The organism is Streptomyces sp. NPDC001407, assembly GCF_042895325.1.
Taxonomy (GTDB): Bacteria; Actinomycetota; Actinomycetes; order Streptomycetales; family Streptomycetaceae; genus Streptomyces.
In genome coordinates this window covers 284,056-299,476 of record NZ_JBIAWF010000003.1, presented here as the reverse complement: position 1 = coordinate 299,476, position 15,421 = coordinate 284,056, and the positions used below count along the sequence as shown (strand labels likewise).

The following is a 15,421-nucleotide window of genomic DNA, read 5'->3' as shown; positions in this document are numbered from 1 at the left end:
CACACCGGCAGCAGACTCTTCCCGCACAGAAGTGGCGACACCCGATGACCAACGATGACAAGCTGCTCGATTACCTCAAGAGGGTCACCGCCGATCTGCACCAGACGCGCCGACGGCTGCGCGACGTGGAGAGCGGCGACGAGGAACCGATCGCCATCGTCGGGATGAGCTGCCGCTTCCCCGGCGGCGTCAGCACCCCCGAGGAGCTCTGGCGGCTCGTCCACGACGGCACCGACGCCATCACGGACTTCCCCGAGGACCGGGGCTGGGACGTGGAGTCGCTCTACGACCCGGACCCCGACGCCGCGGGCCGCAGCTATGTGCGCCGGGGCGGGTTCCTGCACGACGCGGGCGACTTCGAACCCGACTTCTTCGGCATCAGCCCCCGCGAGGCCATCGCGATGGACCCCCAGCAGCGGCTGCTGCTGGAGGTCTCCTGGGAGGCGCTGGAGCGTGCCGGGATCGCACCGGACTCGGTGCGCGGCGCGCAGGTCGGGGTGTTCGCGGGCACCAACGGCCAGGACTACCGCGACCTGCTCGCCAAGCTCCCGCAGGACACCGAGGCGGCCCTGGGCACCGGCAGCCTCGCCGCCGTCATCTCCGGCCGCATCTCCTACACCCTCGGCATCGAGGGCCCCGCGGTCACCATCGACACCGCCTGCTCCTCCGCCCTGGTCGCCCTGCACCTCGCCGTGCAGGCGCTGCGGCAGAAGGAGTGCTCCCTGGCCCTGGCCGGCGGTGCCACGGTCATGTCCACCCCCGGCTCGTTCATCGCCTTCAGCAGGCAGCGCGGGCTCGCCCCGGACGGCCGCTGCAAGTCCTTCGCGGACGACGCCGACGGCACCGGCTGGGGCGAGGGCGCGGGCATGCTGCTCCTGGAGCGGCTCTCCGACGCGCGCCGCAACGGTCACCAGGTGCTCGCGGTCGTCCGCGGCAGTGCCGTCAACCAGGACGGCGCCTCCAACGGCCTGACCGCGCCCAACGGCCCCTCCCAGCAGCGCGTCATCCGCCAGGCGCTGGCCAACGCGCGGCTGTCCACGGGCGACGTCGACGCCGTCGAGGCGCACGGCACGGGCACCACACTCGGCGACCCGATCGAGGCGCAGGCCCTGCTGGCCACCTACGGCCAGGAGCGCCCGGAGGGCCGCCCGCTGTGGCTGGGCTCGGTGAAGTCCAACATCGGGCACACCCAGGCCGCCGCCGGCGTCGCCGGTGTGATCAAGATGGTCATGGCCATCCGGCACGGCGTCCTCCCGCGCACCCTGCACGTGGCCGCGCCCTCCGCCCAGGTCGACTGGTCGGCGGGCGACGTACGCCTCCTGACGGAGGCGCAAGCGTGGCCGGACGCGGGCCGTCCGCGCCGGGCCGGGATCTCCTCCTTCGGCGCGAGCGGCACCAACGCCCACACCATCATCGAGCAGGCGCCCGCCGAGGAAGCGGCGGAGCGCACCCCCGCCACCGCGCCCTCGGTCGTGCCCTGGACCGTCTCCGGCCGGACCGCCGAGGCCCTGCGCGCCCAGGCCGTCCGGCTCCTGGCCGCACTGGACCCCGCGGCGGACCCCGTCGACACCGGCTTCTCCCTGGCCACGGCCAGGACCGCCTACCGGCACCGGGCCGTCGTGCTCGGCCGCGACCGCGACGAGCTGACGCGCGGCCTGACCGCACTGGCCGAGGGCTCGCCCGGGGTGCTCCAGGGCCGCACGGCCAAGGGACTGACCGCCTTCCTCTTCACCGGCCAGGGCGCCCAGCGCGCGGGCATGGGCAAGGAGCTGTACGCGGAATTCCCCGTCTTCGCCCGCGCCTTCGACGAGGTGTGCGAGCACTTCGACAGCGGGCTGAAGGAGACCGTCTTCGGCACCGACCCCGCGCCGCTGAACCGCACGGCGTGCACCCAGGCCGCGCTCTTCGCCGTGGAAGTGGCGCTGTACCGCCTCGTGGAGTCGTGGGGGCTGCGGCCCGACTACCTCGCGGGGCACTCCATCGGCGAGATCACCGCCGCCCACGTGGCGGGCGTCCTCACCCTCGCGGACGCCGCCGCCCTCGTCTCGGCGCGCGGCCGCCTGATGCAGGCCCTTCCCGAAGGCGGCGCCATGGTCGCCGTGCGGGCGGCCGAGGCCGAGGTGACCCCGCTGCTGTCCGGACGGGTGGGCATCGCGGCCGTCAACGGACCCGAGGCCGTCGTGGTGTCGGGCGACGAGGCGGCCGTGACGGAGCTCGCCGCCCGCTTCGGGAAGACCAAGCGGCTGCCCGTCTCCCACGCGTTCCACTCCCCGCTCATGGAGCCGATGCTCGCGGAGTTCCGCACGGTCGCCGCGAGCCTGACGTACGGCAAGGCCACGATCCCCGTCGTGTCCAACGTGACCGGCCGGCCCGCCACCGACGAACTCGCCTCACCGGACTACTGGGTCCGCCACGTCCGCGACGCCGTCCGCTTCCACGACGGCGTCCGCGCCCTCGAAGAGGCCGGTGTCACGCGGTACTTCGAGCTCGGCCCCGACGCCGTGCTCACCGCCATGGCGCGGGACTGCCTCACCACCGAGGACACCGCCGTGCTCGCCGCCGCCACCCGGCGGGAGCGCTCCGAGACCGAGACCCTGCTCACCGCGGTCGCCCAGCTCCACAACAGCGGCTTCTCACCCGACTGGAGCACCCTCTTCGACGGCGCGCGGCGCGTCGAACTGCCCACCACCGCCTTCCAGCGCGAGCGGTTCTGGGCGGACGTCCCCGCCTCCGCGGGCGACGTCTCCTCCGCAGGACTCGACTCCGCCGACCACCCCCTGCTCGGCGCCACCACCCTGCTCGCCGACTCCGACGGTGCCGTCCTCACCGGCCGCCTGTCCGTCGTCACGCACCCCTGGCTCGCCGACCACGTCGTCGGTGACGCGGTCGTGCTGCCCGGCACCGGCATGGTCGAACTGGCCGTCCGCGCGGGCGACCAGGTCGGCTGCGGCCACCTCGAGGAACTCACGCTGGAGGTCCCGCTCGTCCTGCACGGGCGCGACGCCGTCCGCGTCCAGGTCACCGTCGGCGCCCCCGGCACCGGCGGCGGCCGCGCGGTGAGCGTCCACTCCCGCCCCGAGCACGCCAGTGCCGAACAGCCCTGGACCCGCCACGCCACCGGCCTGCTCACCGCCGCCCCCACGCCCCCCGGCGAGCCCCTCACCACCTGGCCCCCGGACGGCGCCGAGGAGCTCGACACCACCGGCCTCTACGAGCGGCACGCCGCGTCCGGCCTGTACTACGGCCCGGTCTTCCAGGGCCTGACCGCCGCCTGGCGGCGCGGCCCCGAACTCTTCGCCGAGGTGCGGCTGCCCGAGCGGCCCGCCGCCGACGCCGGCCGCTTCGGCCTGCACCCCGCTGCCTTCGACGCCGCCCTGCACGCGCTCGCCCTGCTCGGCGACGGCTCCGACGAGGAGACCGCGCGCCTGCCCTTCATGTTCGCCGGGGTCTCCCTGCACGCCGCGGGCGCCTCCGTGCTCCGGGCCCGGCTGACGCCCACGGGCGCCCACGCGTTCGCGGTCGACCTGGCCGACGCCACCGGCGCGCCCGTGGCCACCGTCACCACCCTCGCGTCCCGCCCGCTCACCAACCTCCGCGCGCAGGAGCCCTCCACCGACGCGCTCCACCACCTGACCTGGAGCCCCCTCGCCCCGGCCGCGCCCGCCGCCGACGAGTACCGCACGCTGGACAGCGCCCCCGGCGCCGACGCCGACGCCGTGCGCGCCGCCACCCGCGCCGCGCTCGCCGCCCTCCAGGACGACGACGCCCGCCCCCTGGTCGTCGTCACCCGGGGCGCGGTCTCCGTCGCGGGCGAGGATGTCCCCGACCTCGCGGGCGCCGCCGTCTGGGGCCTGGTGCGCTCGGCGCAGTCGGAGAACCCCGACCGCTTCGTCCTCCTCGACCTCGACGCCGGGGCCGACGCCGCCGTCCACGCCCCGCTCGCCCTCGCCTCGGGCGAGCCGCAGGTGGCCGTGCGGGCCGAGGAGGCGTACGCGGCCCGGCTGACCGCCGCCGAACTCGCCACCGAGGCGGCCGCCGAGCTCGACCCGGACGGCACCGTACTGCTCACCGGGGCGACCGGCGGCCTCGGCCCGGTCCTCGCCCGGCACCTGGTGTCCGCCCTCGGCGCCCGCAGGCTCCTGCTGCTCAGCAGGAGCGGTGGCGGCGACGAACTGGTCGCCGAACTCACCGCGCTCGGCGCCCAGGCCACCGCCGTCGCCTGCGACGTGGCCGACCGCGCCGCCCTCGCCGAGGTCATCGCGGGCATCCCCGCCGAGCACCCGCTCACCGCCGTCGTCCACGCCGCCGGCACGCTCGACGACGGCGTGGTCGCCTCGCTGACCCCGGAGCGCGTCGACGCCGTCCTGCGGCCCAAGGCCGACGGCGCCCTCAACCTCCACGAGCTCACCGCCGGTCTCGACCTGCGGGCGTTCGTCCTCTTCTCCTCGGTCGCCGGTGTCGTCGGCGCCCCCGGGCAGGGCAACTACGCCGCCGCCAACGCCTTCCTCGACGCGCTCGCCGCGCACCGCCGCGCGCAGGGCGCCCCCGCGCTCTCCCTCGCCTGGGGACCGTGGTCGCCCGCCGGCGGCATGACCAGCGGCCTCGACAGCGCCGACCGCGCCCGGATCTCCCGCGGCGGCATGACCGAACTGTCCCCGCGGGAAGGCGTGGCCCTCTTCGACCTGGCCCGCCGCACGGACCTCGCGGCTGTCGCGCCCGTACGGCTGAACCTGCCCGCGCTGCGCGCCCAGGGCACAGCCCTCGCACCCGTCTTCCGCACCCTCGCGGGCCGCACCGTCCGCCGTGAGGCCGCCACCACCGAGGGCGCCGGCCTCACCCTCGCCGAGAGGCTGGCCGGCCTCGGGGAGACCGAGCGCTCGGACGCCCTGCTGCACCTCGTGCGCACCCAGGTCGCCGCCGTCCTCGGACACAGCACCCCGGAGGCCGTCGACCCCGAACGGGCCTTCACGGACCTGGGTTTCGACTCCCTCGCCGCCATCGAACTGCGCAACGCCGTCTCCGCCGAGACCGGGCAGCGGCTGCCCGCGACCCTCGTCTTCGACTACCCCTCCTCCCAGGCGCTCGCCGCCCACCTCGCCGAGAGGACCGCGGGCGACACCGCCGCACGCCCCGGCAGGCGCAGGCCCGCCCGGACCACGACGGCCCGCACCGACGAACCGATCGCGATCGTCGGCATGGCCTGCCGCTACCCCGGCGACGTCACCTCGCCCGACCAGCTCTGGCAGCTGGTCACCGACGGCACGGACGCCATCACCGACTTCCCCGCCAACCGCGGCTGGGACACCGACCGCATCTACGACCCGACGGGGGAGCGGCCGGACACCACCTACGTACGACGCGGCGGATTCCTGCACGACGCGGGGGAGTTCGACGCGGGGTTCTTCGGGATCAGTCCGCGTGAGGCGTTGTTGATGGATCCTCAGCAGCGGTTGTTGCTGGAGGGTTCGTGGGAGGCGCTGGAGAGTGCGGGTATTGATCCGGGGGCGTTGAAGGGCAGCCGGACGGGTGTGTTCGCGGGGGTGATGTATCACGACTACTTCGGCAGTTTCGGGTCCGGGAGCATTGTTTCGGGGCGGGTGGCGTACACGCTGGGTCTGGAGGGCCCGACGCTGTCGATCGACACGGCGTGCTCCTCCTCACTGGTCGCCCTCCACCTCGCCGTCCAGTCCCTCCGCCAGGGCGAGTCCTCGCTCGCGCTGGTCGGCGGCGTCGCCGTGATGGCCACCCCCGACACCTTCGTCGAGTTCAGCCGCCAGGGCGCCCTCGCCGCCGACGCGCGCTGCCGCGCCTTCGCCACCTCCGCGGGCGGCACGGTCTGGGGCGAGGGCGTCGGCGTCCTCGTCGTCGAGCGGCTCTCCGACGCGCGCCGCAACGGCCACCAGGTGCTCGCGGTCGTCCGCGGCACCGCCGTCAACCAGGACGGCGCCTCCAACGGCCTCACCGCCCCCAACGGCCCCTCCCAGCAACGCGTCATCCAGCAGGCGCTGGAGAACGCCGGACTGACCGCCGCCGACGTCGACGCCGTCGAGGCACACGGCACCGGCACCACCCTCGGCGACCCCATCGAGGCACAGGCGCTCCTGGCCACCTACGGCCAGGACAGGCCCGAGGGCAAGCCGCTGTGGCTCGGCTCCCTGAAGTCCAACATCGGGCACACCCAGGCCGCCGCCGGTGTCGCCGGAGTCATCAAGATGGTGCAGGCCATGCGCCACGGAGTGCTCCCGAAGACCCTGCACGTCGACGAGCCGTCCGACCAGGTCGACTGGACCGCGGGCAGCGTCGAGCTCCTCACCGAGGCACGCGAGTGGCCCGAGGCGGGCCGCCCCCGCCGGGCCGGGATCTCCTCCTTCGGCATCAGCGGCACCAACGCCCACACCATCATCGAGCAGGCCCCGGCCACCCCGGCGCCCGCGCCCGCCGCCCCCGGCGGCGCCGTGCCGTGGCTGCTGTCCGCGAAGACCCGGGCCGCCCTGCCCGACCAGGCCGCACGCCTGCTCGCCCACCTCGACGCCCACCCCGAGCTCGACCCCGCCGACATCGGCTTCTCCCTGGCCACCGCCCGCGCCCACTTCGGCTACCGCGCGGCGATCACCGGCACCGACCGCACCGCCCTGCGCGACGCCCTCGCCGCGCTCGCCGACGGCACCACCGCCCCCGGCCTCACCGAGGGCATCGCCACCGGCACCGCCCGCCCGGTCTTCGTCTTCCCCGGCCAGGGCTCGCAGTGGCAGGGCATGGCCACCGAACTCCTCGACACCTCCCCGGTGTTCGCCGCCGCCATGGCCGAATGCGCCGCGGCCTGCGCCCCCTTCGTCGACTGGGACCCGCTGACCGAACTGCGCGGCACCCTGGACCGCGTCGACGTCGTACAGCCCCTGCTGTGGGCCGTGATGGTGTCGCTGGCGAAGACCTGGAGCGCGTACGGCGTCCGCCCCGCCGCGGTCATCGGCCACTCCCAGGGCGAGATCGCCGCCGCCTGTGTGGCCGGGGCACTCTCCCTGGAGGACGGCGCCCGCATCGTCACCCTGCGCAGCAAGGCCATCGCCGAGGACCTCTCCGGCGGGGGCGGCATGATGTCCGTCGCCCGCTCCGCCGACGAGATCACCGAGCGGCTGGCCGCCTGGGAGGGACGGCTCTCGCTCGCGGCCGTCAACGGCACCGGATCCGTCGTGGTCTCCGGCGACACCGACGCCCTCGACCTCCTCCAGGGCCGGCTCAAGGACGAGGGCATCCGCGTCAAGCGCCTCCCGGTCGACTACGCCTCCCACTCCGCGCAGGTCGAGACCATCCGCGAACGGCTGCTCGCCGACCTCGCCGACGTCCGCCCGCGCCCCTCCGACGTGCCCTTCTACTCGACCGTCACCGGCGAGGCCATCGACACCACCGAACTCGGCGCCGCCTACTGGTACACCAACCTGCGCGGCACCGTGCTCTTCGAGCAGGCCACCCGGACGGCCGTCGGCAAGGGCCACGGCGTCTTCATCGAGTCCAGCCCGCACCCCGTCCTCACCGTCGGCATCCAGGAGACCGACGACGGCGTCACCGCCATCGGCTCGCTGCGCCGCGACGACGGCGGCCGCGACCGGCTCGTCGCCGCGCTCGGCGAGGCCCACGCCCACGGCGTGCGCGTCGACTGGACGGCGCTGTTCGACGGCCCGCGGACCCGCGTCGACCTGCCGGCGTACGCGTTCCAGCACGAGCGCTTCTGGCTGGACAGCGCCTCGGGCACCGGTGACGTCACCTCCGCCGGACTCGCGCCGACCGACCACCCGCTGCTGAGCGCGGCCATGACCCGCGCCGACACCGACGGCGTGGTCCTCACCGGCCGCCTCGCCCTGGGCACCCACCCCTGGCTCGCCGACCACGTCGTCGGCGGACAGTTGCTCTTCCCCGGCACCGGCTACCTCGAACTCGCCGTACGCGCCGGGGACCAGGCAGGCTGCGGGCGCGTCAGCGAACTCACCCTGCACGCGCCCCTGGTGCTGCCCGAGCGCGGCGCCGTGCAGTTGCAGGTCGTCGTCGGCGCCGCCGAAGGCCCGACCCGCCCGGTCACCATCTACTCCCGCGCCGAGAGCGACGCGGACGAGCTGCCCTGGACCCGGCACGCCGACGGTGCCCTCGCCCCGGCCGGCCCCCCGGCCGGGCCGGAGCTCGCCGTCTGGCCGCCCGCCGGGGCCGAACCGGTCGCGCTGGACGGGCTGTACGAGCAGCTCGCCGAGGCCGGACTCGGCTACGGGCCCGCCTTCCAGGGCCTGCGCGCGGCCTGGCGCCTGGGCCAGGACGTCTACGCCGAGGTGGGCCTCGAAGGCCAGTCCGACGGATTCGGCCTGCACCCGGCCCTGTCCGACGCCGCCCTGCACACCGTCGGCCTGACCGCCGTCGCCGGGGACGACGCGCTGCTGCCCTTCGCCTGGTCGGACGTGCAGCTGCACGCGACCGGGGCGACGGAACTGCGGGTGCGCGTACGGCCCGCCGGGGAGGGAGCGGTGTCCCTGACGCTCGCCGACGCCACCGGCGCGCCCGTGGCCACCGTCGGCTCCCTCGCCCTGCGGCCGATCCCCGCCGAACAGCTCGCCGCCGCCGCGAAGTCGGCCCGCGCGGGCTCCCTCTACCGCGTGGAATGGACCCCCGCACCGGCACCCGCCACGGAGACGGCTCCGGAGGCGGAGATCCTGCGCGCGCCCGCCGGGACCACCGCCGAAGCGGTGCGGGCGGCCGTGGAGACCGTACTCGACGCACTGCGCGACCGGCTCGCCGCGGACGCGACCCTGGCCGTGATCGCAGGCCCCGACCTGGCCGGCGCGGCCGTCGCCGGCCTGGTGCGGTCGGCCCAGTCGGAGAACCCCGGCCGGATCGTCCTCGTCGAGACCGACGGCACCCCCGCGGCCGAGGAACTGCTGCCCGCGGCCCTCGCCGTGGGCGAGCCGCACCTCGCGGTCCGCGACGGCGCCGTCCACGTGCCCAGGCTGGCCCGCGCCGAGGCCGCCGACGACGCGGCCGTGGAGCTCGACGCCGAAGGCACCGTCCTGATCACCGGCGCGAACGGTGCGCTCGGCGGACTGATGGCCCGTCACCTCGTGACCGAGTGGGGTGCGAAGCACCTCCTGCTGCTCAGCCGGCGCGGCGCGGACCCCGCGCTCGTCACCGACCTCGCCGCCCTCGGCGCCGAGGTCACGACGGCCGCCTGCGACGTCGCCGACCGCGACGCCCTCGCCGAGGCGCTCGCCGCCGTCCCGGCGAACCGCCCGCTGACCGCGGTCGTGCACGCGGCCGGTGTACTCGCCGACGGCGTGCTCTCCTCGCTCACACCCGAGCGCCTCGACGCGGTGCTCCGCCCGAAGGTCGACGCCGCCTGGCACCTCCACGAGCTGACGGCCGGTCTGGACCTGCGCGCCTTCGTCCTGTTCTCCTCGGCCGCCGCCACCCTCGGCTCCCCGGGCCAGGCCAACTACGCGGCCGCGAACGCCTTCCTCGACGCGCTCGCCGCCCACCGCCACGGCCTCGGACTGCCCGCGACCTCCATGGCCTGGGGCCTGTGGGCGCAGACCGGCGGCATGACCGGCGCCCTCGACGACACCGACCGCTCCCGCATCTCCCGCGGCGGCGTGGCCCCGCTGGAGAGCGCGGAGGGACTCGCCCTCTTCGACGCCGCGCTGCGGGCCCAGGACCCGGCCGTCCTCCCCGTCAAGCTGGACCTCGCGGCGCTGCGGGCCCAGGGCGACGCCCTGGCACCGCTCTTCCGCGGGCTCGTGCCGTACCGCAGGCAGAGCGTCGCCGGACGGCCCGCCGCCGGTGCGGACTCCCTGCGGCACAGGCTCGCCGGCCTCCTCGGCCCCGAGCGCGAACCGGTCCTGACCGACCTGGTGCGTACGCACGTCGCCGCCGTGCTCGGCTACCGGTCGGCGGAAGCGGTGGAGCGCGACAAGGCGTTCCGCGAGCTGGGCTTCGACTCGCTCGCCGCCGTCGAACTGCGCAACGGCCTGAGCGCGGCCACCGACCTGCGGCTGCCCGCGACCGTGGTCTTCGACTACCCGACCCCGGCCGAGCTCGCCCGCTACCTCCTCACCGAACTGGTCGACGGCCTGGAAGCGGCGCCCGAGCAGGCGGCCCCCACCGTCGCCGCCGACGACGAGCCCATCGCGATCATCGGGATGAGCTGCCGCTACCCGGGCGGGGTCGACTCGCCCGAGGACCTGTGGCGGCTCGTGGCCGGGGAGACCGACGCCATCGGCGAGTTCCCGGCCGACCGCGGCTGGGACCTGGAGTCGCTCTACGACCCCACCCTGGACCGCCCCGGCACCAGCTACGCCAAGCACGGCGGATTCCTCCACGACGCCGGGCACTTCGACGCCGCCTTCTTCGGCATGGACCCCGAGGAGGCCCTCGTCACCGACCCCCAGCAGCGGCTGCTGCTGGAGACCTCCTGGGAGGCCCTGGAACGGGCCGCCATCGACCCGGCCGGGCTGCGCGGCAGCGCGACCGGCGTGTTCGCGGGCGTCATGTACCACGACTACTTCGGCAGCTTCGGCTCCGGCAGCGTCGTCTCCGGCCGCGTCGCCTACACCCTCGGCCTGGAGGGCCCGACCCTGTCGGTCGACACCGCGTGCTCCTCCTCCCTGGTCGCCCTGCACCTCGCGGCGCAGGCCCTGCGCCAGGGCGACTGCACCCTCGCCCTGGCGGGCGGCGTGACGGTGATGGCCACGCCCGGGACGTTCGTCGAGTTCAGCCGCCAGCGCGGCCTGTCGCGCGACGGCCGCTGCCGCCCCTTCTCCGACGACGCGAACGGCACCGGCTTCGGCGAGGGCGCGGGCGTCCTCCTCCTGGAGCGGCTCTCCGACGCCCGCCGCAACGGCCACCAGGTGCTCGCGGTCATCCGCGGCACCGCCGTCAACCAGGACGGCGCGTCCAACGGCATCACCGCCCCCAACGGCCCCGCCCAGCAGCGGGTGATCCGCCGGGCGCTCGCGGCCGCGGGCGTGTCCGGCGGCGAGGTCGACGTCGTGGAGGCCCACGGCACCGGCACCACCCTCGGCGACCCCATCGAGGCCCAGGCCCTCATCGCCACCTACGGCAAGGAGCACACCGACGAACGCCCGCTGTGGCTCGGCTCGGTGAAGTCCAACATCGGCCACACCCAGGCCGCCGCCGGCGTCGCCGGTGTCATCAAGATGGTGCAGGCCCTGCGCCACGCGGTCCTGCCCAGGACCCTGCACGTCGACGAGCCGTCCCGGCACGTCGACTGGTCGGAGGGCACCGTCCGGCTGCTCACCGAGTCCCGCGAGTGGCCCGACCACGGGCGGCCGCGCCGCGCGGGCATCTCCTCGTTCGGCATCAGCGGCACCAACGCCCACGTCGTCATCGAGGCCGCCCCCGAGCCGGAAGCCCCCGCGGAGGAGCCGGCGCCCGCCCTGCCCACCGCCGTCCCGTGGCTGCTGTCCGGGCACGACCAGGCCGCGCTGCGCGCCCAGGCCGCCCGGCTGCTCTCCCACCTGACCGACCGCGAGGACCTCGCCCCGCACCGGGTCGCGGGCGCGCTCGCCACCACACGGACCGCGCTCACCCACCGGGCGGCCGTCACCGGGGCCGACCGCGAGGAACTCCTGCGCGGCCTGCGGACCCTGGCCGGGGGCGGCACCGCACCGGCCCTGGTGACCGGCACCGCCGTGGACGGGAAGCTCGCGTTCCTCTTCTCCGGGCAGGGCTCGCAGCGCGCCGGCATGGGCCTGGAGCTCGCCGGGGCGTTCCCCGCCTTCGCCCGCGCCCTCGACGAGGTCGCCGCCCACCTCGACCCCCTGCTGGACCGGCCGCTGCGCGAGGCCCTGGCCTCCGCCGACCTGCTCGACCGGACCGCCTACACCCAGCCCGCCCTCTTCGCCGTCGAGGTCGCTCTCTTCCGCCTGCTGGAGTCGTGGGGCGTGCGCCCGGACCTGCTCGCCGGACACTCCATCGGCGAATACGCGGCCGCCCATGTGGCGGGCGTCTGGTCACTGGCGGACGCCGCCGCGCTCGTCGCCGCCCGCGGCCGGCTGATGCAGGCCCTGCCCGAGGGCGGCACCATGATCGCCGTGCAGGCCCGCGAGGACGAGATCACCCCGCTCCTGACCGACGGGGTGGGCATCGCGGCGGTCAACGGACCGTCCTCCGTCGTGATCTCGGGCCGGGCCGACGCCGTACGGGCCGTCGCCGCCCGCTTCGCGCGGACCAAGGAACTCAACGTCAGCCACGCCTTCCACTCCCCGCTCATGGAACCCATGCTCGACGCCTTCCGGCAGACCGCCGAGAGCGTCACCTACCACCCGCCCCGCATCCCGGTCGTCTCGACGCTCACCGGCCGCCAGGCCACCCCGGAGGAGCTCGGCTCGCCGGACCACTGGGTCCGGCACGCCCGCTCGGCCGTCCGCTTCGCCGACGCCGTGGCAGCGCTCGAAGCCACCGGCGCCCGGCAGTTCGCCGAGATCGGACCCGGCGGCGTGCTGACCGCCGCCGCCGCGGAGTGCCTCACCGGCGACGCCGCCCTGATCCCCCTGCTGCGCAAGGACAGGGACGAAGCGGCCGCCGTCGTCGCCGCACTCGCCACCCTCCACACCCACGGCGGCACGGTGGACTGGACGCGGCTGCTGCCCGACGGCCGCGGCACCGACCTGCCGACGTACGCCTTCCAGCGCCGCCGCTACTGGATGGCGAGCGACGCCACCGGTCACGACAGCGCGGACCACCCGCTGCTCGGCACCGCCGTGGAACTCGCGGGCACGGACCGGATGCTGTTCACCGGAAGCCTGTCGCTCCAGAGCAGGCCATGGCTGGCCGATCACGCCGTCGGGGGAGTGGTGCTGCTGCCCGGCACCGCTTTCGTGGAGATGGCGCTCGCCGCCGGAGCACGCGTCGGCTGCGGCACGGTCGAGGAACTGACCGTCGCCGAACCGCTCGTCCTGCCCGAGGACGGCACCGTACGGATCCAGTGCGCGGTCGGCGAGCCCGACGCCTCCGGCACCCGCACCTTCCACGTCCACTCCGCCGCCAGGGCCGGGGACCCCTGGACCGCGCACGCCACCGGCACCCTGCGTCCCGGCCCGGCCGCGCCGGCGTTCACGCCCGTGCCCTGGCCGCCCGCCGGAGCCGAGGCGCTCGACCTGGACGGCACCTACGACCGGCTCGCCGAGCTCGGCGCCGGCTACGGCCCCGGCTTCCAGGGGCTGCGCGCGGCCTGGCGGCAGGGCGACGAGGTGTTCGCCGAGGTCGAACTCACCTTGGACGCCGACCGGTTCGCCATCCACCCCGCCCTCTTCGACGCGGCACTCCACGCCATCGGGCTGCGCGAGGGCGCGGCCGAGCGCATGGCGCTGCCGTTCGCCTGGACCGGCGTCGAGCTGTACGCCGTGGGCGCCACCGCCCTGCGCGTACGGATCGGCCCGGACGGCCCCGACGCCGTCCGCATCGAGGCCACCGACGGGCTCGGCACGCCGGTGTTCTCGGTCGGTTCCCTGACGCTCCGTGAGTTCTCCGCCGAGCGCCTGGCCGCCGCAGGGAACGACTCGCTGTTCGCCCTGGAATGGGTCAAGGCACCCGCCGACGCCCACCCCGTCCCGGGCAGCTGGGCCGTGACGGGCCCGCACGGGCAGCGCATCGCCGACGCCCTGACGGGAGAGGTCACGGCCGTGCACACGGCCGCCGGACCGGAACTCGCGGGCCCGGCCGACGTGGTCGTCCTGCCCTTCGCGGGCGGCACCGGACCCCAGGCGATCCGCGCCGGCGTCGGCGCGCTCCTCGGGCAGGTGCGGTCCTGGCTCGCCGACGACCGGTTCACCGACGCCACCCTCGCCGTGGTGACCAGCGGCGCCGTCAGCACCGCCGGGGAGGACATCGGCGACCTGGCCGGTGCCACGGCCTGGGGCCTGCTGCGCTCCGCGCAGTCGGAACACCCGGACCGCATCGTCCTGATCGACGTGGAGGACACCGGCCCCGACGCGTACGCCCTGCTGCCCGCCGCCCTCGCGACCGGCGAGCCCCAACTCGCCCTTCGCTCAGGCGTCATCAGTGCCCCGCGGCTCGTCAGGGCCGCACGGAACGCCGACGGCGTGCCGGGCACCTGGACCGGACCCGTCCTGATCACCGGCGGCACCGGCGCGCTCGGCCGCCTCGTCGCCCGGCACCTGGTGACGGAACATCAGATCACGGAACTGCTGCTGCTCAGCAGGAGCGGCCCGGACGCCCCCGGCGCGGACGCGCTGCACGCCGAACTCACCGCTCTGGGCGCCGACGTCACCCTCGTGGCCTGCGACACCGCGGACCGCGACGCCCTGGCACGCGTACTCGACGGACACCCCGTGTCCGGCATCGTGCACGCGGCGGGCGTCCTCGACGACGGCATGCTCGACTCGCTGACACCCGAGCGGCTCGACGCCGTCCTCAAACCCAAGGTCGACGCCGCCTGGCACCTGCACGAACTGACCAAGGACCGGACGTTGTCCGCGTTCGTCCTCTTCTCCTCGGCCGCCGGACTGCTCGGCAGCCCCGGCCAGGCGAGCTACGCCGCCGCCAACGCCTTCCTCGACGCCCTGGCCACGCACCGCGCGGCCAACGGCCTGCCCGGCACCTCGCTCGCCTGGGGCGCCTGGTCCGGCAGCGGCGGCATGGCCGACCGGCTCGGCGACACCGACGCCCGCCGCCTCGCCCAGGCCGGCGTGGCCGGGCTCGGCGAAGCGGAAGGGCTCGCCCTCCTCGACGCCGCGGTGGCCCACGAGGAGACCGTGCTGCTGCCGGCCCGCCTCGACCTGGCCGCCATGGCTCGCTCCGGCCGGATCCCCCCGCTGCTCCGCGGCCTCGTCCGCCCCTCCCACCGCGTCGCACGCGCCGCCTCGACGGCCTCCGCCACGCTGCGGAACAAGCTGGCCGGACTGCCCGCGCAGGAGCGCGCCACGCTGCTCCTGGACGTGGTCGGCGAACAGGCGGCCGGAGTGCTGGGGATCGACGCGGTGGAGCCCGACCGCGCGTTCAGCGAGCTCGGCTTCGACTCCCTGACCGCGGTGGAGTTCCGCAACCAGCTCAACGGGACGACCGGCCTGCGGCTGCCGGCCACGCTGATCTTCGACTACCCGAGCCCGCAGGTGCTGGCGGCCCACCTGGCCGCCGAACTCGCGCCCGCCGAACGCTCCGCCGCCGGCACCGAGGAGGAGGCGGTCCGCCGCGCCCTCGGCGCGATCCCGCTGGCCGCGCTGCGCGAGGCCGGGCTGCTGGACGGGCTGCTCGAACTGGCGGGCGTGCGCCCCCAGCCGGATGCCGCACCGGAGGACGAGATCGGGGCGTCGATCGACGACATGGACGCCGAGAGCCTGATCAGCCTGGCCCTCGACGGCCTCACCGATGGCCTTGCCCGGGACGAGGACGCGCTGTGACAAGGAGT

1 protein-coding gene is annotated in these 15,421 nt (G+C 75.7%); it reads left to right on the top strand.

Annotated features, from left to right (window positions below; translation table 11 throughout):
• Nucleotides 1-44 precede the first annotated feature (44 nt).
• Nucleotides 45-15,413 carry an SDR family NAD(P)-dependent oxidoreductase gene (locus tag ACFY1P_RS06775; RefSeq protein WP_390749936.1) on the top strand — a complete coding sequence of 5,123 codons (15,369 nt, stop codon included), beginning with the start codon at nucleotides 45-47 and terminating at the stop codon, nucleotides 15,411-15,413.
• The last annotated feature ends 8 nt before the right edge of the window (nucleotides 15,414-15,421 follow it).